We start from the raw sequence: 21,408 nt of genomic DNA, 5'->3' as shown, positions 1-21,408 counted from the left end.
ACGATTATTCGAAACGGAAAGACAGCAAGGTAATGTCGTCGCGCTGCGGCATCTCGCCCTGGTACCGGGCCAGGGCCTCGGTAAAGGCCGCCGCCTGGTCGGTTAACGGCTGCCGCGCGTGTCTCTTGAGCATTTCGGCGAAACGCGTGTTGCCGAAGCCGAAGCCATGCTCGCCGCCGGCCTGGTCCAGGAAGCCGTCGGTCGCCAGGTAATAGGTCCAACCCGGCTCCATGCGCAATTCGATGTTCTGGTAAGTCCCGATCCGCTTGTCGCCCAGCGCGCGCTTGCCCCCGGGCACTTCGCGCAGGGTCTCGCCGTCGCTGGCGTACAGGCTGATCTTGGCGCCGGCATACCGCAAGCTGCCGGATTGGCGGTCAATATATACCAGCCCCGCGTCCGTGTTGGTGGCCAGCGCCCGCGGCAGCTGGGCGTCGGCCAGCATGGCGCGGATGGCGCTGTCGGTGCGCGTCAGGATGCCGGCCGGATCGGCCGGGCCGGCCTCGGTGATCGCCAAGTCGATGGCGGCGCGCGCCAGCATGGTCATCAGCGCGCCCGGCACGCCGTGGCCGGCGCAGTCCATGATGCCCAGCAGGCAGTTGGCGCCGTCCGAGCGGAACACGTAGAAGTCGCCGCCGACCACGTCGCGCGGCTTCCACAGCACGAAGTGGTGGGCGCCAAGCGACTGCGTCAGCTGGCGGTCGGGCAGGATGGCGCGCTGGATCAGGCTGGCGTAGTCGATGGAATCGCCGATCTTCTTGTGCGCGGCGGCCATGGCGCGGTTGGCATCCTCCAGCTCGGAGGTGCGCTCGCGCACCTTGCTTTCGAGCTCGGCGGTGTGCTGGCGCACCTTGTCGGCCATGACGCCGAAGGCGCGGCTCAGGTCGCCGATCTCGTCCTGTCCGCCCGGCGGCAGGCGCACGTCGTAGCTGCCGTTGGCGATGGCGCGGGCCGATTGCTGCAGGCGGCGCAGCGGCCGCAGCATCAGGCGCTCGATGGCATAGCCGAAGCACAGCAGCAGGGCCGCGAACAGCAGCACCAGGCCGATGGCGGCCGGCCACAGCCAATCGGTGTCCAGCACCCGGGCCGCGCCCAGGTCGACCACCGTCAGCACGTGCCAGTGCAGCTCGGGCATGTAGGCCACCGACACCAGCTGGCGCACGCCGTCGATCGAGACCCAGGCCGACTGCACCGATTGCGGGTCCGCCTGGGCCGCATGCAATGCCGAGCGCAGTTCGTCGCGGCCGCTGCCGGGGTCGAGCAGGTTGAACACCATGCCGCGGCCGCTGGCCCCTTGCGTGCCGCTGGCGCCCGAGTTGTAGGCGATCAGCGTCGGATCCATGTGCGCCTGGATCGCGCCATCCTCGTCGACGATGATGGGCGTCACGCCGGGCTGGCCGCTGTTGACGAAGTCGCGCAGGAAGCCGCCCACGTCCAGGCCCGCGCCGGTCAGGCCGATGACCTTGTCGCCGTCGCGCACCTGTACGTTGATCCAGACCCGCGTGGTCTTGAGCTTGAGGTCCGGATTGACGTTGATGTTGTAGCGCGCGCCCGCCTTGAGCGAGTTGTAGAACCAGCCGTCGTCGGCCGCCTGGCGGCTGAGCGTGTAGCGCGGCGCTTCCGACAGCGGCTGGTCGTCGTTGAAGTAGTAATGGCCGGTGGCGGCGCTGGCGATGAAATAGGCGCGGCCCAGCAGGTCGCGGCGGTAGCCGTCGGCCTCGCGGAAGAACAGTTCGCGCGCGGCCGGGTCGCTTTCATTGCGCAGCCAGCGGCGCGTGACCTCGCTGTCGGCCAGCCGCTGCGACAGCGCCAGCTCGCGCGACACCGGGGCCAGGATGCGCTGGCGGTTCAGCTGCGTGAAGTTGTCGGCGAAGGCGCGGCCGAAGTGATCGCGCACGCCGTCCAGCACCTGCCAGCCGATCAGCGCGGCCGGCGCCAGCGCGACCAGGCAGGCCAGCAACAGCGCCATCAATGATTTTTTGCGCAAACCCCATTTCGCCATGCGAAGTCTTCCCTGACAGCTTGTTAAGACGTGACGCATCCACGCGGTACGCACGGCGCGCTAAGTGTAGAGAACCACGGGATGAATGGAAACAGGCGTAAACACGCGGATTTGCCAAAGGTCAGCCTATTTACTGCCGATCCGGACAAACCTCGCGTTTATTGCGTTTTATATCGAAAGAAACACCGCGGCCCGCGCCGCATTTGCGGCTTTCGCGCTACACGCCCAGGTAGCGTTCCCACAGGCCGCGGTCGGCATCGAGCGCCGCGGAGTCGCCCGTCCAGACCACCTTGCCGCGTTCCAGGATGACGTGGCGGTCGGCCAGGCTCAACAGGCGCTCGACGTACTTGTCAATCACCAGGATGGTCTGGCCGGCCTGGCGCAAGCGCGCCAGGCAGTTCCAGATCTCTTCGCGGATCTTGGGCGCCAGGCCCTCGGTGGCCTCGTCCAGGATCAAGAGGCGCGGGTTGGTGACCAGCGCGCGGCCGATGGCCAGCATCTGCTGCTCGCCGCCCGAGAGCTGGTTGCCCATGTTGCGGGCGCGCTCGCCCAGTCGCGGGAACAGTTCGAACACGCGCTCGGGCGTCCACGGCTCGCCGATGGCGGGATTGCGCGCGGCCACGAAGGCCGTCAGGTGCTCGCGCACCGTCAGGTTGGGAAAGCACTGGCGCCCCTCGGGCACGATGGCCATGCCGGTGCGGGCGATGCGGTCCGGGCTCCAGCCGCTGATGTCCTGGTCGGCGAAATGGATCCTGCCACCGCGCAGCGGCAGCTGGCCGAACAGCGTGCGCAACAGCGTGGTCTTGCCCATGCCGTTGCGGCCCAGCAGCGTCACCACCTGGCCCGCGCCGATCTGCAGGTCCACGCCGAACAACACCTGGCTGGCGCCGTAGCCGCTCTGGGCCGATTCAATGCTGAGCATCAGGCAGTCTCCTGGCGCGCGGGCGCCGTCTCGTCGTCACCCAGATAGGCCTGGCGCACGTCCGGGTTGGCGCGGATCTCGTCCGGCGTGCCGGTGGCGATCACACGGCCGTAGACCAGCACCGAGATGCGGTCGGCCAGCCGGAACACCGCCTGCATGTCGTGCTCGACCAGCAGCATGGCGGCGCGGCCGCGCAGGGATTCGATCAGGTCGGTCAGGCGCAGGGTCTCGTCGGGCCCCATGCCGGCCATGGGTTCGTCCAGCAGCAGCACGCGCGGCCGCGCGGCCAGGGCCAGCGCGAACTCCACCTTGCGCTGTTCGCCGTGCGGCAGGGTGCCGGCGGCGCGGCCCAGCAGGCTGGCGTCGATGGCGCATTCGCGCGCCAGTTCGCGGGCCTGCTCGTACAGGGCCGACTCGGCGGCGCGCGGCTTCCAGAAGCGGAAACTGCTGCCGGCATGGGCCTGCACCGCCAGCACCAGGTTGTCCAGCACGCTGGACTGCTTGAAGATGTTGGTGATCTGGTACGAGCGCGACAGGCCCGCCGCCACGCGCTGGTGCGCGTTCATGGCGGTGACGTCGCGGCCGTCCACGGCCAGCGAACCGGAATCGGCCGCCAGCGTGCCGGACAGCAGGTGGATCAGGGTCGACTTGCCGGCGCCATTGGGGCCGATCAGGGCGTGGATCTCGCCCGGGTTCAACGAAATCGAGACGTTGTCGGTGGCCACCAGCGCGCCGAAGCGGCGCACCAGGTTGCTGGCCTGCAGGGCGGGCGCCTGCGTGGGAGTATGCGTCTGGTTCATGATCCCGCCTTGCCGGTTTGCGTGGCGGCGCGACCGCCGAACAGCGGGCCGAGCAGGCCCACCAGGCCGCGCGGCGCGCCGAACACCACGCACAGCAGCAGCACGCCCAGGGGCAGGTGCCAGTATTCGGTCCACTGGCGCAGCACTTCCTCCAGCACCAGCATCACCACCGCGCCGGCCACGCCGCCGTAGCGCAGGCCGATGCCGCCCACCAGCACCATGATCAGCAGGTTGGCCGACTGGGTCCAGTGCATCAGGCTGGGCGAGATGAACAGGTTGTGGTTGGCCAGCAGCGCGCCGGCCAGCCCGGCCACCGCGCCGCTGAGCGTGAAGGCCGTGAGCTTGATGCGGTAGACCGGATAGCCCATGGATTCCATGCGCGACTCGTTTTCACGGATGCCCTGCAGCGCGGTGCCGAAGCGCGAGAGCGTCACCCGCCCGAACAGCCACATCATCACGGCGAAGATCACCAGCACCAGGTAGTAGAACGCCACGTCGTTGGCCAAGTCGATGCCCGGCAGCGACGAGTAACCCGGCAGGTTCAGGCCGTCCTCGCCGCCGTACTGGCGCAGCGAGATGAAGATGTAGAACAGCATCTGCGCGAACGCCAGCGTGATCATGATGAAGTACACGCCGCGCGTGCGCAGCGAGATCGCGCCCGTGACGAAGGCCAGCAGCGCCGCCAGCAGCATCGCCACCGGCCACGACACCAGCGCCGAGGTCACGCCCGACATCGCCAGGATGCCGACCGCGTAGGCGCCGGCGCCGAAGAAAGCCGCGTGGCCCAGCGCCACCATGCCGCCGTAGCCCAGGATCAGGTTCAGGCTGGTGGCGGCCAGCGCGTAGATCAGCACGCGCCGCACGAAGGAGATATAGAAATCCAGGCCCAGGGCCGGCGCCACCAGCGGGAACGCCGCCAGCGCGGCCAGCAGGGCCAGGGTCCAGAGGATCGAAGCAGTCCGCATCATCAGCCTCGCGCCGGAAACAGGCCGGAAGGCCGGAACACCAGGACCGCCGCCATCAGCACGTAGATGGCGATGGCCGCCAGCGTCGGGCCGACGCTGGAAGCGACCGCGGGCGAGAACACCTGGCGCAGCAGCATCGGCAGGAAAGCGCGCCCGGCGGTGTCGACCATGCCCACCAGCAGCGCGCCGACGAAGGCGCCGCGGATCGAGCCGATGCCGCCGATGACGATGCACACCAGCACCAGGATCAGGATTTCCTCGCCCATGCCGACCTGCACCGAGGTGATCGGGCCCAGCAGCGCGCCGGCCACGGCCGCCAGCATGGCGCCCAGCACGAACACGCCCAGGAACAGCAGCGGCACGCGCACGCCCATCAGGGTGGCCATCTGCCGGTTCGAGGCGCCGGCCCGCACCAGCACGCCGGCGCGGGTGCGCGTCACGAACCAGTAGAGCCCCACGGCCGAGGCCACGCCGAACACAATGATCATCAGGCGGTAGGCGGGATACAGCAGGTCTGGCAGCAGGCGCACCGGCCCGGACAGCAGCGCCGGCATGTTCAGCATGACCGGGGCCGGGCCCCAGATCATCTTGACCAGGTCATTGGCGATGAGGATGACGGCGTAGGTGCCCAGCACCTGCGCCAGGTGGTCGCGCAGCGCCAGGCGGCGGATCAGCGTCAGTTCCAGCGCCACCCCGACCAGGCCGGTGGCGACGGCGGCCACCAGGACGGCGGCGGTGAAGGACCCCGTGCGCTGCATGGTTTCGGCGGCGACATAGGCGCCTGCCATATAGAGCGAGCCGTGCGCCAGATTCATGATGTCCATGATGCCGAACACCAGGGTCAGCCCGGCCGCGATCAGAAACAACATCAACCCAAACTGCAGACCGTTCAGCAATTGCTCGACGATGAGCGTGAACGTCATGAAAAATCCCCTCTGCTGTAGACCCGCCCCCGCAGCGCTGCGCGCTTGCCCCTCAAGGGGCGTCGCGACGGACCGGCGAAGCCGGATCCGCGCGACCCCGCGGGGTCGGGCTACATCGTGTAGCCGCGACGCTTTACGCGTCCCGCCGCCTTTTATAGTTTGCAGTCGCCGACGTAGACGTCCTGGTACTTGTCGAACACCTTGCCCACCAGCTTGTTGGTGATGCGGCCGCTGGCGTCCTTGTCGACCACGCGCAGGTAGTAGGCCTGGATCGGGTAGTGGTTCTTGCCGTAGGTGTAGCTGCCGCGCACCGAAGGGTAGTCGGCCTTGGCCAGCGCCTTGACGATGGCGTCGCGGTCGGAGGCCTTGCCGCCGGCCTGCTTGACGGCGGCGTCCATGGCCATGATGACGTCATACGCCTGGGCGGCGTACACCGACGGGTAGCGGCCGTTGTATTCCTTGCGGAAGGCCTCGACGAAGGCCTTGTTCTGCGGCACGTCCAGGTCATGCGCCCACTGCGCCGTGTTGTACATGCCCAGCATCGGCTCGCCCACGGCCTGGATCACGTCCTCGTCGGCCGAGAAGCCCGGGCCGATCAGCTTGACGCTCTGCGACAGGCCGGCCGACACGAACTGCTTGACGAAGTTGATGCCCATGCCGCCCGGCAGGAAGATATAGACCGCGTCCGGCTTGGCGGCGCGGATCTGGGCGATTTCGGCGGCGTAGTCGATCTGGCCGAGCTTGGTGTAGACCTCGTCGCCCGGGGCGGTCTTGTAGCCGCGCTTGAAGCCGGCCAGCGCGTCCTTGCCGGCCGGGTAGTCCGGGGCCATGATGAACATCTTCTTGAAGCCGCGGTCGGCCGCGACCTTGCCGGCGGCTTCGTGGAAGGCGTCGTTCTGGTAGGACGAACCGAACCAGTAGTTATTGCATTGGGCGCCGGCGAACTGGCTGGGGCCCGGGTTGTTCGACAGGTACGGCACCTTGGCGGCGAACAGCGCCGGGCCGACGGCCAGCGCCACGTTCGAGCCGATCGGGCCGGTGAAGAAATCGACCTTGTCGCGCTGGATGTAGCGCGTCACCAGTTGGCGGGCCTGGTCCGGGTTGCCGCCCATGTCGGTCTGCAGGAACTCGGCGGGCTGGCCGCCCAGCTTGCTGCCCAGTTGCTTGATGGCCAGGTTGAAGCCGTCGCGGGCTTCGGCGCCCAGGGCCGAGAACGGGCCGGAAATGTCATTCGCGATGCCGACCTTGACCGGGTCGGCGTGCGCCAGTGCCGGAACCAACGCGGCGGCGGCAACGAGGGAAGTGATGAAACGCATGGTGGTGTGCTCCGTGCGCGAGCCGCGCAGAGGGTGTTTTTCTGGGATTGCGATTCGAAGGACTTCTATGCCCGGCCTGCCGACCCGTTCAGGCGGCGCGTCAGACCGGCGCCCGCAGCAGCCGATCCCGTGGTGCGGCAAGGGGAGAACTGGCGTGGTTCATAGTTTAGGTTTAAAGTATCCGGCAAAACAAGTCTAGGGTTTTTACCAGTGACTCACGAATACAGACCTCTCCACGCATTCCCGGTAACCTCCCGACCATGACAGACGCCCCCGACCTGGAATCCCGCGCCGCCCCCGACGATCACCATGCGCTGCGCCTGTGGCTGCGCATGCTGACCTGCGCCAATCTCATCGAAGGCGAGATCCGCAGCCGGCTGCGCAACGAATTCGACACCACCCTGCCCCGTTTCGACCTGATGGCGCAATTGCAGCGCGCCCCCAAGGGCATGAAGATGGGCGAATTGTCGCGCCACATGATGGTCACCAACGGCAATATTACCGGTATCACCGACCAACTCGAAAAAGAAGGCCTGGTGGTGCGCACCAAGGTCGAGTCCGATCGCCGCAGTTCGCTCATCAAGCTGACGCCGCAGGGCAGGAAGAGCTTCGCCAGGATGGCCCGGGCGCATGAGTCGTGGGTCAAGTCCATGTTCGGCGAACTGCCCGAAGGCAGCCGCAACGCGCTGTTCCAGGCGCTTGGCGAACTGAAGCTGCAGGTCATCGCCACCCGCTCGGCCAACGCCAAGGACTGAGCGGGTCCGAGCCGCGCCCGGCGCCGCCCGCCGACCGACGGCGCACCGGCGTCGCCCGGACGCGGCGCCAGCCTCAAAAAACGGCAACGCTTTGGCGCATAATTGCCGCCATGATTCCGGTATCTCTCCCTGGCGGTAATTATTACGTGCTGATGGCGGTCTCGCTGGCCTGCCTGTCCACGCTGCTGACCTGGCTGGCCGTCCTGGCCACCAGCCGCGGCGCCCGCCTCTGGCTGGGCGACCATCGCCGCGGCGGCACGATCCTGATGGCGCTGCTGGCCCTGGTCGGCGGCATCTTTCCCTACCAGCAACTGGGCCAGTGGCTGGCCGCCCAGCGCGACGCGCGCCTGGGCGCCAGCCTGAACCTGGTGCTGGCCCAGCCCACCCGGCTGGCCGGCGTCGACATGCCGACCGGCACGGCGCTGCGGCTGGCCACGCCCGGCGACCCGGCCTCGTTCGACCGCGCCACCTTCCCGGATGGCCAGCCGGCGACCGTGCAGGGCGTGCGCGCCACCCGCCTGTTCCATTACCCGGCCACCAGCCGCCAGCCCGAGAGCCTGTCCGTCGAGATCGACCGCGACCAGGCCCTGGACGGCTGGCTCTGCGCCCACGGCCACCGGGTCGAATTCGTCATGCAGGGCGGCCAGCCGCGCTTTTCCAGCTGCCACCTGGCCATCGGCAACAACTTGAACCAGCAGCCGGTTCCGCCCGGCGCCTGGCTCAAGGTCGACGAGGCGGCGCGCGGCAGCGCCCCCGATCCCGCCAGCCCCGCGCCCCGCTGGCTGCTGCGCGCCGAAGGCAGCGAACCGCTGACGGTGGCCGGCATGCCGCTATTGAAAGTCGACATGACACTGGATGCCCAGCGCCGCCTGCTGGCGTTCGAGGGGCTGCTGGGCCGCGAAAGCGCGCTGGGCGGCATCACCTACCCCACCGGCACCCGCATGCTGACCGCCGGCCCGCGGGTGCCCGGCGTGCAGCCCGGCGACCTGCTGTTCTCGCCCTCGCGCGGGCGCTCGGCCCGTCAGGCCGACGGCAAGGAAATCGCGGCCGGCATGTCGGTGCTGCAGGCGCCGGACGGCCGCGTGCGGGCCATCCTGTCCAACCGCGAGGCCGGCGTGCTGGACGTGGCCGCCATGCGCACCGCCCCCTGACAGCCGGCTTTCGGGCGGCCGCCGCCGGCTGTCGCAAAGCAGTGGGATAATACGAAGCTTTCCCCCGCGCGCCGCCGTGCCCTGGCGGCGATTTCCGTCCTGCTCATTCATGAGACGAAGTCATGGCCGTTAACCTGCAGATCCCCTCCGAGTCCGAAATTTTCCCTGTTGCCGGCGTTGAAATCGGCGTCACCGAGGCCGGCATCCGCAAAGCCAACCGACGCGACCTGACCGTATTCCGCCTGGCCGAAGGCAGCAGCGTGGCCGGCGTGTTCACCCGCAACCGCTTCTGCGCCGCCCCCGTGCAGGTCTGCCAGGCCCACCTGGCCGACGGCGGCCCGATCCGCGCGCTGGTCATCAACACCGGCAACGCCAACGCCGGCACCGGCGCCGAAGGCCTGAAGAAGGCCCAGGACACCTGCGCCGAGCTCGGCCGCCTGCTCGGCGTGCCCGCCGCCCAGGTGCTGCCGTTCTCGACCGGCGTGATCCTGGAGCCGCTGCCACTGGACCGCCTGTTCGCCGGCCTGCCGGGCGCCATCGCCAACCTCGGCGCCGACCATTGGTCCAGCGCCGCGCACGGCATCATGACCACCGACACGCTGCCCAAGATCTCGTCGCGCCGCGTCCAGATCGGCGGCAAGACCGTCACATTCACCGGCATCAGCAAGGGCGCCGGCATGATTCGCCCCAACATGGCGACCATGCTGAGCTTCCTGGCTACCGACGCCGGCATCGCCCAGCCGCTCTTGCGCAAGCTGGCGGTCGAGATCGCCGACGCCTCGTTCAACCGCATCACCGTGGACGGCGACACCTCCACCAATGACTCGTTCATCATCGTCGCCACCGGCAAGTCCGGGGTCGAGGTCAACGCCGAGTCCGACGCCGCCTACGCCGCCGTGCGCCAGGCCCTGACCGCCGCCGCGCTGGAACTGGCGCAGAAAATCGTGCGCGACGCCGAAGGCGCCACCAAGTTCATGACCATCCGCGTGGAAGAGGCCGGCACCACCGAGGAAGCCCTCAAGGTGGCCTACGCCGTGGCCCACTCGCCGCTGGTCAAGACCGCCTTCTTCGCCTCGGACCCCAACCTGGGCCGCATCCTGGCCGCGGTCGGCTATGCCGGCATCGACGACCTGGACGTGTCGAAGATCCGCCTGTGGCTCGACGACGTGCTGGTGGCCAAGGACGGCGGCCGCAACCCGGCCTACCAGGAGGCCGATGGCCAGCGCGTGATGAAGCAGGCCGAGATCACCGTGCGCATCGCGCTGGGCCGCGGCCAGGTCAGCGACACCGTCTACACCTGCGATTTCTCGCACGAGTACGTGTCGATCAACGCCGACTACCGTTCCTGATCAAGACCCGCCATCCGCCCGGCTGACCCCGGGCGCGAAGCGACGGCGTTCAGTTGCGCGCCGGGCCTCGCGGGATGGCGGCAGCAATGAAATCCAGTGGCTGCGCCTTACCCATCGCCGGTCACTGCCCCCGGGGAATCCGTGGCACCACCGCGGTCCCCGGCAGGTGACAACCGTTGAGCGGCGCGCGTCCCCACGACGCCTTGCGGCGGGATACGCGCCCTCTTCTTCCGACGATGCCCGCGAATGCGACGCGGGCCCGGTGCCGGGCCCGCCCGTTCGCTCTTCCAGGATCACACCGTGACCGCGACCGAATTCACCACCCTCATCCAGCGCGCCGAGCGCGTCCTGGCCCAGCTCGAAGCCTGGCTGCCGCCCGCCCCTCCCGACATCGACTGGAACGCCCACGCGTTCCGCTGGCGCAAGCGCGGTTCGCGCGGCTGGCTCGACGCCGTGCGCCACGTGGCCCGCATCGAACTCGAAGACCTGCAGCACATCGAGCGCCAGAAGGGCATCATCGACCGCAACACCGTGCAGTTCATCGAGAAGAAGCCCGCCAACAACGTGCTCATGACCGGCGCCCGCGGCACCGGCAAGAGCTCGCTGGTCAAGGCCATGCTGGCGGCCTACGGCGACCGCGGCCTGCGCCTGATCGAGGTCGACAAGTCCGACCTGGGCGACCTGGCCGACATCGTCGAACTGGTGGCCGCGCGCCCCGAGCGCTTCATCGTGTTCTGCGACGACCTGTCGTTCGAGGAAGGCGAGGCCGGCTACAAGGCGCTCAAGTCCGTGCTGGACGGCTCGGTGGCCGCCTCGGGCGACAACGTGCTGATCTACGCCACCTCCAACCGGCGCCACCTGATGCCGGAATACATGAGCGAGAACCTGCAGGCCAAGCACCAGCCCGACGGCGAGATCCACCCCGGCGAAACCGTCGAGGAGAAGATCTCGCTGTCCGAGCGCTTCGGCCTGTGGCTGTCGTTCTATCCCTTCAAGCAGGACGACTACCTCGACATCGTCTACCACTGGCTGCGCGAACTGGGCTGCCCGGAAGACCAGATCGAACCGTCCCGCACCGAGGCGCTGCAATGGACCATCGAGCGCGGTTCGCGCTCGGGACGCGTCGCCTATCAATTCGCCCGTGACTGGGCTGCCCGCCATGTCTGACAAAATCATCGATGTCGCCGCCGGCCTGATCCTGCGTCCGGACGGCATGCTGTTGCTGGGGCAACGCCCCGAAGGCAAGCCCTGGTCGGGCTGGTGGGAGCTGCCCGGCGGCAAGCTCGAACCCGGCGAGACCGTGCTGCAGGCGCTGGCGCGCGAGCTGCAGGAAGAGATCGGCATCCGCGTGACGCAATCTCGCCCGTGGGTGACCTACGTGCACGCCTACCCGCACACCACGGTGCGCCTGGCGTTCTGCCACGTCACCGGCTGGGAAGGCGAGCCGCGCAGCCTGGAGAACCAGCGCCTGGAATGGGTCGACCCGGCCAACGCCGCGTCCGTCGGCGACCTGCTGCCCGCCACCCTGCCGCCGCTGCGCTGGCTGCAACTACCGACCGTCTATGGCATCAGTTCGATCGGCTCGCGCGCCGGCCTGTCGGCGTTCCTGGGCCGGCTGGACGCGGCGCTGGCGCGCGGCGTCAGGCTGGTGCAACTGCGTGAACCGCAGTGGCCCGACGGCCCGGCCTCGGCCTCGCTGCACGAGGCGCTGCAGCAGATCGTCAAGCGCTGCCGTGCCGCCGGCGCCCGCGTGCTGGTCAACAGCGCCCATCCGGCCGCCTGGTGGCGCGAGGCCGACGGCGTGCACCTGCGCAGCGCCGACGCCGCAAGGCTGACCTCGCGCCCCGAATTGCGGGCAGGCGCCCTGGTCGGCGTCTCGGTGCACGACAACGCCCAGGTGGTGCAAGCGCGCGAGCTGGGCGCGGACTTCGCCGTGCTCGGCCCGGTGCTGGACACGCCCTCGCACCCCGGCGCGCCGACGCTGGGCTGGGACGGCTTCGTCGCCGGCAACCGCGACGCCGGCATCCCGGTCTTCGCGCTCGGCGGCCAATCCACCCAGACGGTCTCGCAGGCCCTGCGCCACGGCGCGCACGGCATCGCCGGCATTCGCGGCCTGATCTGACGCGGGCGGCGCAGGCGGGATCGCCGGTCCGCCGCCCTGTCCATGACCGGCGCGCCGCGCCGGTTTTTTTTACGTCCTAGGGAAACTCCCCCCTTGCCGCGAAAGGTGGCCAGGTCCTATCTTCGCTACTGATGTGACCACATGGTCACTTCGGATGGCCAGCTCGCCGAACACGAGGCGGAGCAACCGGTTCAACACCCCGACGCCCGCCCGCTGGCGCCATCGCGCCGCCATCCCGCTTCATCGCTTTTGCTGCACCGTTTCTTTGTCGTCGATCCCACCACAAGGAAGTCCAGCATGCCCCAGCCCCTCCATCCCGATGGCCGCCCCAACCCGGTTCCGGCCGACGCCCAGCGTCGCGACTTCATCCTGCGCGGCGCCGCGGGCCTGGCCGGCGCGGCCGGGCTGGCGGCCGGCGGCTGGCCCCTTCAGGCGCTGGCACAGGCCGCCTCGCCGCTGACCTTCGCCTTCTGGCCCTGGGGCAGCGAGATCGTGCAACAGGGCGCCGCCCGCTTCACGCAGGAAAGCGGCGTGCCGGTGAATCTGTCGCCGATCCCCGGCGACTACGCCGCCGTGCTGGAAACCCAACTGGCCGCCAAGGCGCCGCTGGACATGTTCTATGCGCAGCGCGGCCAGGCCTCGCGCTGGTACGCGGCCGGCTGGATCCGCCCGATCGACGACATGCCCGGGCTGGCGGACATCCAGAAGCAGATGTTCCCCGGCATCGTCGAGGACGCCAAGGCCACCGACGGCCGCTACCTCGGCCTGACCTATTACAACGGCGGCCCCTACGCGCTGTTCCGCAACGAGAAGATGCTGGGCGAGGCGGGCTACGGGGGCACCGCCAACGCCGCCGACTACCCGCGGGACTGGGCCACGGTCGAAAAGCAGGCGCGCGAAATCAAGCAAAAAGGGTTGGCGCAGCACCCGATGCTGATGCCCTGGTACAACGCCTGGACCGGCCTGCCATGGGCCCTGATCGCGCAATGCTTCGCCGAGGGCGAGCGCTTCGTCGACGGCGAGCTGCGCGCGACCTTCGGCCCCGACACGCCGCTGACCAAGGTGCTGAGCGACTGGAAGCGCTGGTGGGACGACGAGCTGGTGCAGCGCGCCGTGCTGACGTGGTCGGGCACCGAGACCTCCAGCTCCTGGATGAAGGGCCAGCACGCCTTCCACCTGAACATCGATTACTACAGCTTCAACTACAACGATCCCGCCAAGAGCCAGATCGCCGAATACTCCAGCTACAACCCGGTGGTGCCGGGCGCCACCCACGACACCGTGCTGGTGGGGCATGCGCTGTTGTGCATGTCGACGCGCAAGCGCAGCGACGCCGAGCAGGCCGCGCTGTGGGAACTGGTGAAGTACTTCGGCTACCGCGACCGCGCCGGGCAACTGACCACGCACAAGAACTGGATCGCCAAGGCCAACCTGGAAGTGCCCTTTCCCGAGCTTTACCGCGATCCCGAAAGCCGCGCCGCCATCATGAAATGGATGTACCCGGCGCATCGGGAGCAGGTCTACCAATGGCTGTTCGAGGGGCGCGAGAAGGCCGTGGCCGCCAATATCCTGAAGGCCCCCTGGTACCAGGAATGGGATACCGGCATGCATGAGATGATCGCGCAGGACATGCTGATCAAGGGCACCCGCACGCCCGCGCAAGTGGCCACCGAGCTGCGCGCGCGCTGGGACGGCCTGTACAAGAAGTACGCCAAGATCCTCAAGCGGAGCTGATGACATGGCCAGCGTCTCCCTGCAAGGCATCGAGAAGTCATACACCCACTTCCAGGCGGTGCGCTCGCTCGACCTGGACATCCGCGACGGCGAGTTCGTGGTGCTGCTGGGGCCATCGGGCTGCGGCAAGACCACCACGCTGAACATGATCGCCGGCCTGGACACGCCCACCGGCGGCCAGATCCGCATCGACGACCGGCGCGTGGACCAGGTGCCGCCGCACCGGCGCAACGTGGCCATGGTGTTCCAGAGCATCGCGCTGTATCCGCACATGACGGTGCGCGAGAACATCGGCTTTCCGCTGCGCATGCAGAAGCTGCCGGCCGCCGAAGTGCGCGGCAAGGTCGAGCGGGCGGCCGCGCTGCTGCGGGTGGAATCGATGCTGGACCGCAAGCCCTACCAGCTGTCGGGCGGGCAGCGCCAGCGCGTGGCCATCGGCCGCGCGGTGGTGCGCGACCCCGACCTGTTCCTGTTCGACGAGCCGCTGTCCAGCCTGGACGCCAAGCTGCGCACCGACATGCGGGTCGAGCTCAAGCGCCTGCATCGCAGCCTGAACGCGACCTTCATCTACGTCACCCACGACCAGGTCGAGGCCATGACGCTGGCGGACCGCATCGCCGTCATGTCGGGCGGCAACCTGCTGCAGTTCGCCGATCCGGACACCATCTACCGTCGCCCCGCGACCATGGAAGTGGCGGACTTCATCGGCAACCCCGGCATGAACTTCCTGCGCGGCACGCTGGAAGCGCAAGACGGCGCGCCGGCGCTGCGCACCACGGGCGGCGCCTATCCGCTGCCCGCCGCGCTGGCGGCCGCCGCGCGCCGGCTGCCGGCGGGCAGCCAGGCGGCGATCGGCATCCGCCCCGAGGCCATGGCGCCGGCGCCGCTGGCCGGCGACGGCTTGCTGCTGCAAGGCCAGGTGTGGGCGGTGGAACCGGTCGGATCGGACCAGTTCGTCGACATCATCACCGCCGGCGAGGACGGCCCGCGCCTGCGCGCCCGCCTGTCGCCGGAACAGCGCTACGAAGTCGGCGCGCCGATCGCGCTGGCGCTGCCCGCGGCCCGCCTCTACCTGTTCGACGCCGCCGGCCTGCGGGTCCATGGCGGCGAGGAGCCGCGCGCATGAGCGCCGCCAGCCTGCCGCGCGCGTCCCTGCCGCTGCCCGCGCGCGGCGGCAAGGAGATGTCGGACCTGGGCTTCGCGCTCACGGTGATCATCGCGGTGTACGCGCTCAACACCCTCATCATCGGCGTGCCGCTGGGCTACTCGTTCTGGCTCAGCCTGCACGACACCAACGCGATCCTGCGGACCCAGGAATTCGTCGGCGCCGACCTGTATGCCGAGGTGCTGTCCGACAGCGCCGTCACCGACGCCATCTGGCGCAGCCTGGGCTTCGTGGCGATGTGCGTGGCCGGCTCGTTCGTGGCAGCGCTGGGCATCGCCCTGGTGCTGAACGAGGACATGCCGCTGCGCGGCCTGGTGCGCGGCCTGGCATTGCTGCCGTGGGCCATGTCGCAGGTGGTGACGGCGACGGTGTTCTCGTTCCTGCTCAACCCCAGCTTCGGCGCGCTCACGGGACTGCTGGCGCCGCTCGGGCTGGCCGGGCCGGGGACGGTGTGGCTGAGCAGCGACTGGGCCCTGTTCTGGGTGGCGCTGGCCTTCGTCTGGCACGTCGCGCCGCTGGGCAGCTTCTTCTACCTGGCGGCGCTGCAGACCATTCCGCGCGACCTGTACCGCGCCGCGCGGGTGGACGGCGCGGGTCCGCTGGCGCGCTTTCGCCACATCACGCTGCCGCACCTGCAACACACCACGCTGATCGTGCTGGTGGTAATGACGGTGGAGGCCGTGCGCCAATTCGACCTGCTGTTCTCGCTGACGCGCGGCGGACCCGGCACGTCGACGCAGATCCTGCCGCTGCTGATCTTCCGCTACAACTTCGAGTTCTCGAAGTACGGCCTGGCCTCGGCCGCCGCGTTCCTGCTGACGGTGCTGTCGCTGCTGCTGGCCACCGCCTACTTCATGCTGATCCGCAAGAAGCGCCCGCAAGGAGGCAACCATGCGCAATGACGCGGCCCGCGTGGCCGGCGAAGGCTGGCGCCCCTGGCTGGTGGGCGCGGGCGTGGCCCTGGTGGCGTTCTGGTGCCTGTTCCCGCTGTACTGGACGCTGAAGGCCTCGTTCATGGACGAGTCGGCCATCATCATGGGCGTGGCGCACCATGCGGGCGGCTACACCTTCGAGAACTACCTGCGGGTGCTGGGCCTGTCCAGTTCCGATTCGATCTTCGGCGGCCAGACCCGCGCCATCATGGCCGGCTTCGTCAACAGCGCGCTGGTGGCGCTGCCGGCCGCGGCCGCCGGCACCGCCATCGCCACGCTGGCCGGCTACGTGCTGGGGCGCTTCGAGTTCCCGTTCAAGGGACCGCTGCTGTACGTGCTGCTGGCCTCGCGCACGCTGCCGCCGATCGCGCTGTTGATTCCTTACTACGTGTTCTTCGCCGCCATCGGCCTGGCCGGCAGCCTGTTCGGGCTGTGGATCGTCTACCTGACCGCCGTGATCCCGCTGCTGTCGTGGGTGCTGATGGGCTATTTCGCCTCGCTGCCGGTCGAGATCGAACGGGCCGCGCGCATGGACGGCTGCACCCGCTGGCAGATGCTGCGGCACGTGACGCTGCCGATGGCGCTGCCGGGCATCGCGGCGGCCTTCATCATCGCCTTCCTGGTGGGCTGGAACGACCTGCTGTTCGCCATCGTGCTGACCGGCGGCACCTCGGCGCAGACGCTGTCGGCGGCGCTGCTGGGCCTGTCGCCGCTGATGCCGGGCTTTCGCGCCGACCTGGGGCTGTTCGCCGCCGCCAGCATGCTGGCCGCCCTGCCGCCGCTGGCGCTGGCCATGCTGTTCCAGCGCTTCATCACCAACCTGAACATCGTCGATCCCGTGACGAGCAATACGGACTAGGAACCAGGCATGACCATCGGCATCGCGGCTTACGGACCGAACGCCGGCGCGGCGGTACGCGCCGCCGCCCTGGGCGCCGAGCTGCTGGGGCACGGCGCCATCGGCGGCTTCGCCGTGTTCGCGGTGCTGGACGAGCAGGGCCGCGCGCGGCACGCGACCGTCCAGCGCGGCGGCGTGACCGCGCTGGACCTGCCGCCGGATTGGCTGCGGGCGCGCCATGCCGCCCTGATCGAAAGCGGCCCCGACCGCCCCGAACCGCTGGCGCAGTTCCTGCCCGGCGCCGACGGCGTCGGCCTGGTGACCGGCCACCGCCTGCCCAACCGCCCCGGCGCCGACGGCGTGCCGCTGAACCAGGCCGTGCTGCGGCGCCTGGCGGCGGGCGAGGCCGCGGGGGTCGCCGTGGCCGAAACGCTGCGGGCCCACCCGGAAGTCGACGCCGGCCTGATCGCGCTGTCCGCGTCGGGCCAACTGGCCTGGGGCAACACCGCCCGCGTGGCGCGCCGGCCCGACCAGGGACAGGCCTGGCGCGACGACGGCGCCTGCCGGCTGGCGGTCCTGCACAATTCGATCTTCCCCTGCCCGCCCCTGGCCGAGGCCATGGCCGATCTGGCCTGGCACCTGCTGACCGGCGGCGTCGGCGCCTACCGCGCCCTGAGCCTGCGCGCGCCCGTGGCCATCAGCGCCGGCCCGCGCGACCGGGTGCTGGTGGACGACCGCTTGCGCGTCACCGGCATCGAACAGGCCGATCCGTCGCTGCCGGCGACGCGGCGGCGCGCCAATGCCGTCTACCTGGGCAGCGAAGTCTGGCAAGATGGCAGGCATATCGGCCATACCGTCAGCGAACTGGTTGTGGACATGGCCGACGGTCGGGTATCCGGTCTGCCGGACCCCGCCCGCTCCCTCCTCATCATGAAGGAACCGGCCAATGTCCCGACGTGAGAATACCGAGCGCCAGATACTGCAGGCCCTGGAAGACCAGATCAAGGAAACCGGCATGGGCGGCGTGGGCATCAACGCCATCGCCAAGCGCGCCGGCGTCAGCAAGGAACTGATCTACCGCTATTTCGACGGCATGCCCGGCCTGATGCTGGCCTGGATGCAGGAACAGGATTTCTGGACCCGCAACCCGGGTCTGCTGGCGGCCGACGAATCCAGCCAGCGCAGCCCCGGCGAACTGGTGCTGTCGATGCTGCGCGCGCAGATCGACGCGCTGGCCGGCAACGAGACGCTGCGCGAGGTGCGGCGCTGGGAACTGATCGAACGCAACGAGGTGTCCGCGCCGCTGGCCGAACGCCGCGAACGCGCCGCGCGCGGCTTCATCGACCGCGTCGACGGCCTGACCGACGACATGGACGCGCCCGCCGTGGTCAGCGTGATGCTGGCGGGCGTGCTGTACCTGATGCTGCGCGCCAAGACTGAAAGCCACTTCCTGGGCGTGCCGCTGCGCACGCAGGAAGGCTGGGACCGCATCAATGGCGCGCTCGAACACCTGGTCAAGCACGGCTTTCCCGACACGCTCAACCAAGAATCCCTGGCCAACCTGGAAGCGCGCCGCAAGAAACCCCGGCCGCCCGCCGACACCGAGACCTGACACGCCCATGCCCGCGCAACCCGACCCGCAGGAATACGACCTCATCATCAGCGGCGGCCTGATCGCCGACGGCCTGGGCGGCCCCGCGCGCCGCGCCGACGTGGCGATCAACGGCGAACGCATCGCCGCCATCGGCGACGGCTCGGGCTGGCGGGCGCGGCGCCGCATCGACGCGAGCGGCCGGGTGGTGGCGCCGGGCTTCATCGACTGCCACACCCACGATGACCGCGCCCTGCTCGGCTCGCCGCTGATGCGGCCCAAGGTCAGCCAGGGCGTCACCACCGTGGTCACCGGCAACTGCGGCATCAGCCTGGCGCCGGTGCACGCGCCCGGCGATACGGTGCCGCCGCCATTGAACCTGCTGGCGCAGCACACCGGCGAACTGTACGCCCGCATGCAGGACTACGCCGCTGCCCTCGACGCCAGCCCGGCGGCGGTCAACAGCCTGGCGCTGGTGGGCCATTCCAGCCTGCGGGTGTCGGCCATGGAGCGCCTGGACCGGCCCGCCGACAAGCGCGAGATCGCCGCCATGCGCCATGCGCTGGACCAGGCCATGGCCGCCGGCGCGGCGGGCCTGTCCACCGGCCTGTACTACCCCACCGCGATGCACGCCAGCACCGAGGAGGTGATCGGGGTGGCCGAGCCGCTGTCGTCCTGGCAGGGCCTGTACACCACCCACCTGCGCGACGAGGCCGACCACGTCTGCGACGCCATGGAAGAAGCCTTCCTGATCGGCCGCGCCGCCGACGTGCCGGCGATCCTGTCGCACCACAAGGTCACCGGCAAGCACAACCACGGCCGCACCGCCGAAACGCTGGCGCTGTTCGATCGCGCCCGCGCCGACCAGCCGCTGGGCATGGACGTCTACCCCTACGCCGCCTCGTCCACCATCCTGGAGCCGCGCCGCGTGCCGGCCGGCGAAAAGATCATCGTCACCTGGTCGCAGACGCGGCCCGAGATCCAGGGCGTGGACCTGCGCGAACTGGCGGCGCGCGAGGGCAAGGATCCGCAGCGCCTGGCCGAGGAACTGTCGCCCGGCGGCGCCATCTACTTCTCGATGGACGAGGACGACGTCAAGCGCGTCATCGGCCATGGCAGCGTGATGATCGGCTCCGACGGCCTGCCCCACGACCAGCGGCCGCATCCGCGCCTGTGGGGCGCGTTCTCGCGGGTGCTGGGGCGCTACGTGCGCGAGATGCGGGTGCTGGGCATGGAAGAGGCGATCCGCCGCATGACCAGCCTGACGGCGGCCCAGTTCGGCCTGCGCGACCGCGGCGTGCTGCGCGCCGGCTGTTATGCCGACGTGGTGGTGTTCGACCCGGCCGTGGTGGCCGACCTGGCCACCTTCGCCGAACCGCTGCAACCGTCCGCCGGCATCCAGGCGGTGCTGGTCAACGGCCAATTGGTGGAAGAAGGCGGCGCGCCCACCGGCGCCCGGCCCGGCCGCCTGCTGCGCGGCGCAGAACGCGCCGCGCCCGGTTTCGAGACGCCCGCCTGGGCTGCCTGAACCCCGCCATCCGGCGTCGTCGGCGCACGCCGCCCCTCTTCCGGAGCATCATGCACACAATCGTCATCGGCGCGGGCGTGGTCGGCATGGCCACCGCCTACTACCTGCATCGCGAGGGCCATCGGGTCAGCGTGGTCGACGCCAGCCCGGGCCCGGGCCTGGCCACCAGCCGGGCCAACGGCGCCCAGCTCAGCTACAGCTTCGTCGCGCCGCTGGCCGACCCCGCCGTGCTGCCCAAGCTGCCGGCCTGGCTGCTGGGGCGCGACACGCCGCTGCGCTGGCGGCCGCGGCTGGATCCGGCGCAATGGCGCTGGTGCCTGGACTTCCTGCGCGCCTGCACCCGCGGCAAGAGCCGCGCCACCACGCGCGAACTGCTGGCGCTGGGCCTCTACAGCCGTCAGTGCGTGCACGAGCTGGTCGGCCGCGAGCGGCCCGATTTCGATTTCAGTTCGCGCGGCAAGCTGCTGGTGTACCAGGACGCCGCCGCCTATGGCCGCGCGCTGGCGCAGATGGACTACCAGGCCACGCTCGGTTGCGAGCAGCGCGCGCTGGACCGCCAGGCCTGCCTGGACCTGGAGCCGGCGCTGGCCGACATCGGCGCCAGCATCGCCGGCGCCATCTACACGCCGACCGAGGATGCCGGCGACTGCCTGCGCCTGTGCACGGAACTGGAGCGGCTGCTGCGCGCCACGCCCGGCCCGGTGGACTTTCACTTCGACACGCCAGTCACGGCGCTGCGCGGCGAGAACGGCCGCATCGTCGCGCTGGACACGCCGCGGGGCGAGCTGCGGGCCGACAACTACGTGCTGGCCGGCGGCATCGGCGCCCAGGCGCTGGCGCGCCGCATCGGACTGGACCTGCGCATCTATCCGCTCAAGGGCTACAGCCTGACGTACACCCTGACGCCCGACAGCGTCGCGCCGATGTCGAGCATCAGCGATATCGGCCGCAAGGTCGTCTATGCGCGGCTGGGGCAGCGGCTGCGGGTCGCGGGCATGGTCGATATCGGCGCCGCCGATGCGGCCATCGACCGGCTGCGCACCGGCAGCCTGGAGGCGGACGTGGCGCGCTTCTTCCCGCGCCTGAATCCCGCTGGCGCGCCGCAGCCCTGGGCCGGCCTGCGCCCCGCGCGTCCCGATGGCAAGCCGCTGATCGGCGCCACGCCGTGGCGCAATCTGTGGCTGAACGCCGGGCATGGCGGCCTGGGTTTCACGCTGGCAGCGGGCAGCGCTCGGATGCTGGTGGACCTGATGCGCGGGCGCCGCCCCGCCGTCGATCCGGCGGCATTCGCGCTGGCCGCCTGAAGGCCCGTCCCGGC

At 69.8% G+C, this 21,408-nt stretch carries 19 protein-coding genes; 13 read left to right on the top strand and 6 right to left on the bottom strand.

Features of this window, described 5'->3' with window-relative positions; genetic code table 11:
- Positions 1–4 precede the first annotated feature (4 nt).
- The 6 genes from siaA to ACUTAG_RS17400 form a co-directional block, all read right to left on the bottom strand.
- Entirely contained in the window at positions 5–1,999 is a 1,995-nt protein-coding gene (gene siaA, locus ACUTAG_RS17425) for a biofilm regulation protein phosphatase SiaA (RefSeq protein ID WP_024067650.1), read from the bottom strand.
- A 217-nt stretch (positions 2,000–2,216) separates the two neighbouring features.
- Positions 2,217–2,921: an ABC transporter ATP-binding protein gene (locus tag ACUTAG_RS17420; protein WP_006388550.1), complete on the bottom strand. Its 705-nt coding sequence runs from the start codon at positions 2,919–2,921 to the stop codon at positions 2,217–2,219.
- Entirely contained in the window at positions 2,921–3,721 is an 801-nt protein-coding gene (locus ACUTAG_RS17415; protein WP_058665353.1) for an ABC transporter ATP-binding protein, read from the bottom strand. Before ACUTAG_RS17415 ends, ACUTAG_RS17420 begins: the two co-directional genes overlap by 1 nt.
- The gene (locus ACUTAG_RS17410; RefSeq protein WP_392388249.1) at positions 3,718–4,689 is read right to left on the bottom strand and encodes a branched-chain amino acid ABC transporter permease; all 972 of its coding nucleotides are present in this window, start codon (positions 4,687–4,689) and stop codon (positions 3,718–3,720) included. Before ACUTAG_RS17410 ends, ACUTAG_RS17415 begins: the two co-directional genes overlap by 4 nt.
- On the bottom strand, positions 4,689–5,609 hold the full coding sequence (locus ACUTAG_RS17405) for a branched-chain amino acid ABC transporter permease (RefSeq protein ID WP_006388547.1): 921 nt from the start codon (positions 5,607–5,609) through the stop codon (positions 4,689–4,691). Before ACUTAG_RS17405 ends, ACUTAG_RS17410 begins: the two co-directional genes overlap by 1 nt.
- 152 nt (positions 5,610–5,761) lie before the next feature.
- Positions 5,762–6,925: an ABC transporter substrate-binding protein gene (locus ACUTAG_RS17400; protein WP_006388546.1), complete on the bottom strand. Its 1,164-nt coding sequence runs from the start codon at positions 6,923–6,925 to the stop codon at positions 5,762–5,764.
- 260 nt (positions 6,926–7,185) lie between these two features.
- On the opposite strand from ACUTAG_RS17400, the gene ACUTAG_RS17395 reads away from it, so the two are divergent.
- From ACUTAG_RS17395 to ACUTAG_RS17335, 13 genes are all read left to right on the top strand, one after another.
- A complete protein-coding gene (locus ACUTAG_RS17395) occupies positions 7,186–7,680 on the top strand; it encodes a MarR family winged helix-turn-helix transcriptional regulator (protein ID WP_006388545.1) in 495 nt (164 codons plus the stop codon).
- 110 nt (positions 7,681–7,790) lie between these two features.
- On the top strand, positions 7,791–8,831 hold the full coding sequence (locus ACUTAG_RS17390) for a hypothetical protein (protein ID WP_047992990.1): 1,041 nt from the start codon (positions 7,791–7,793) through the stop codon (positions 8,829–8,831).
- Positions 8,832–8,953: 122 nt separating this feature from the next.
- Positions 8,954–10,180, top strand: coding sequence for a bifunctional glutamate N-acetyltransferase/amino-acid acetyltransferase ArgJ (gene argJ, locus ACUTAG_RS17385; protein ID WP_148317626.1), 1,227 nt, complete (start codon positions 8,954–8,956; stop codon positions 10,178–10,180).
- Positions 10,181–10,480: 300 nt separating this feature from the next.
- A complete protein-coding gene (locus ACUTAG_RS17380; RefSeq protein ID WP_020925316.1) occupies positions 10,481–11,347 on the top strand; it encodes an ATP-binding protein in 867 nt (288 codons plus the stop codon).
- Positions 11,340–12,302 (top strand): Nudix family hydrolase, encoded by a 963-nt coding sequence (locus ACUTAG_RS17375; RefSeq protein ID WP_020925317.1) that lies wholly within the window; start codon positions 11,340–11,342, stop codon positions 12,300–12,302. Before ACUTAG_RS17380 ends, ACUTAG_RS17375 begins: the two co-directional genes overlap by 8 nt.
- A gap of 297 nt (positions 12,303–12,599) precedes the next feature.
- Positions 12,600–14,036, top strand: coding sequence for an ABC transporter substrate-binding protein (locus ACUTAG_RS17370; protein ID WP_148317628.1), 1,437 nt, complete (start codon positions 12,600–12,602; stop codon positions 14,034–14,036).
- 4 nt (positions 14,037–14,040) lie between these two features.
- On the top strand, positions 14,041–15,162 hold the full coding sequence (locus tag ACUTAG_RS17365) for an ABC transporter ATP-binding protein (protein ID WP_047992993.1): 1,122 nt from the start codon (positions 14,041–14,043) through the stop codon (positions 15,160–15,162).
- Positions 15,159–16,103 (top strand): carbohydrate ABC transporter permease, encoded by a 945-nt coding sequence (locus tag ACUTAG_RS17360; protein ID WP_262352240.1) that lies wholly within the window; start codon positions 15,159–15,161, stop codon positions 16,101–16,103. The genes ACUTAG_RS17365 and ACUTAG_RS17360 overlap by 4 nt, the downstream gene beginning before the upstream one ends.
- The gene (locus ACUTAG_RS17355; RefSeq protein ID WP_006388536.1) at positions 16,093–16,992 is read left to right on the top strand and encodes a carbohydrate ABC transporter permease; all 900 of its coding nucleotides are present in this window, start codon (positions 16,093–16,095) and stop codon (positions 16,990–16,992) included. The genes ACUTAG_RS17360 and ACUTAG_RS17355 overlap by 11 nt, the downstream gene beginning before the upstream one ends.
- A gap of 9 nt (positions 16,993–17,001) precedes the next feature.
- Positions 17,002–17,931, top strand: a complete 930-nt coding sequence (locus tag ACUTAG_RS17350; protein ID WP_107316713.1) for a DUF6963 family protein — start codon at positions 17,002–17,004, stop codon at positions 17,929–17,931.
- The gene (locus tag ACUTAG_RS17345; RefSeq protein ID WP_020925322.1) at positions 17,918–18,583 is read left to right on the top strand and encodes a TetR/AcrR family transcriptional regulator; all 666 of its coding nucleotides are present in this window, start codon (positions 17,918–17,920) and stop codon (positions 18,581–18,583) included. The genes ACUTAG_RS17350 and ACUTAG_RS17345 overlap by 14 nt, the downstream gene beginning before the upstream one ends.
- Positions 18,584–18,590: 7 nt before the next feature.
- Complete coding sequence (locus ACUTAG_RS17340) at positions 18,591–20,090, top strand: N-acyl-D-amino-acid deacylase family protein (protein ID WP_020925323.1); 1,500 nt, start codon at positions 18,591–18,593, stop codon at positions 20,088–20,090.
- A gap of 50 nt (positions 20,091–20,140) precedes the next feature.
- A complete protein-coding gene (locus tag ACUTAG_RS17335; protein ID WP_006386947.1) occupies positions 20,141–21,394 on the top strand; it encodes a D-amino acid dehydrogenase in 1,254 nt (417 codons plus the stop codon).
- The last annotated feature ends 14 nt before the right edge of the window (positions 21,395–21,408 follow it).

It is taken from the genome of Achromobacter sp. CSND-B12 (assembly GCF_052906545.1).
The sequence above is the reverse complement of the archived record's forward strand: the minus strand, read 5'-3'. Positions and strand labels throughout refer to the sequence as shown.

Coding starts and splice junctions, on each gene's coding strand:
- siaA (WP_024067650.1), bottom strand. CDS start 1,999: ATGGCGAAATGGGGTTTGCGCAAAAAATCATTGATGGCGCTGTTGCTG.
- ACUTAG_RS17420 (WP_006388550.1), bottom strand. CDS start 2,921: ATGCTCAGCATTGAATCGGCCCAGAGCGGCTACGGCGCCAGCCAGGTG.
- ACUTAG_RS17415 (WP_058665353.1), bottom strand. CDS start 3,721: ATGAACCAGACGCATACTCCCACGCAGGCGCCCGCCCTGCAGGCCAGC.
- ACUTAG_RS17410 (WP_392388249.1), bottom strand. CDS start 4,689: ATGATGCGGACTGCTTCGATCCTCTGGACCCTGGCCCTGCTGGCCGCG.
- ACUTAG_RS17405 (WP_006388547.1), bottom strand. CDS start 5,609: ATGACGTTCACGCTCATCGTCGAGCAATTGCTGAACGGTCTGCAGTTT.
- ACUTAG_RS17400 (WP_006388546.1), bottom strand. CDS start 6,925: ATGCGTTTCATCACTTCCCTCGTTGCCGCCGCCGCGTTGGTTCCGGCA.
- ACUTAG_RS17395 (WP_006388545.1), top strand. CDS start 7,186: ATGACAGACGCCCCCGACCTGGAATCCCGCGCCGCCCCCGACGATCAC.
- ACUTAG_RS17390 (WP_047992990.1), top strand. CDS start 7,791: ATGATTCCGGTATCTCTCCCTGGCGGTAATTATTACGTGCTGATGGCG.
- argJ (WP_148317626.1), top strand. CDS start 8,954: ATGGCCGTTAACCTGCAGATCCCCTCCGAGTCCGAAATTTTCCCTGTT.
- ACUTAG_RS17375 (WP_020925317.1), top strand. CDS start 11,340: ATGTCTGACAAAATCATCGATGTCGCCGCCGGCCTGATCCTGCGTCCG.
- ACUTAG_RS17370 (WP_148317628.1), top strand. CDS start 12,600: ATGCCCCAGCCCCTCCATCCCGATGGCCGCCCCAACCCGGTTCCGGCC.
- ACUTAG_RS17365 (WP_047992993.1), top strand. CDS start 14,041: ATGGCCAGCGTCTCCCTGCAAGGCATCGAGAAGTCATACACCCACTTC.
- ACUTAG_RS17360 (WP_262352240.1), top strand. CDS start 15,159: ATGAGCGCCGCCAGCCTGCCGCGCGCGTCCCTGCCGCTGCCCGCGCGC.
- ACUTAG_RS17355 (WP_006388536.1), top strand. CDS start 16,093: ATGCGCAATGACGCGGCCCGCGTGGCCGGCGAAGGCTGGCGCCCCTGG.
- ACUTAG_RS17350 (WP_107316713.1), top strand. CDS start 17,002: ATGACCATCGGCATCGCGGCTTACGGACCGAACGCCGGCGCGGCGGTA.
- ACUTAG_RS17345 (WP_020925322.1), top strand. CDS start 17,918: ATGTCCCGACGTGAGAATACCGAGCGCCAGATACTGCAGGCCCTGGAA.
- ACUTAG_RS17340 (WP_020925323.1), top strand. CDS start 18,591: ATGCCCGCGCAACCCGACCCGCAGGAATACGACCTCATCATCAGCGGC.
- ACUTAG_RS17335 (WP_006386947.1), top strand. CDS start 20,141: ATGCACACAATCGTCATCGGCGCGGGCGTGGTCGGCATGGCCACCGCC.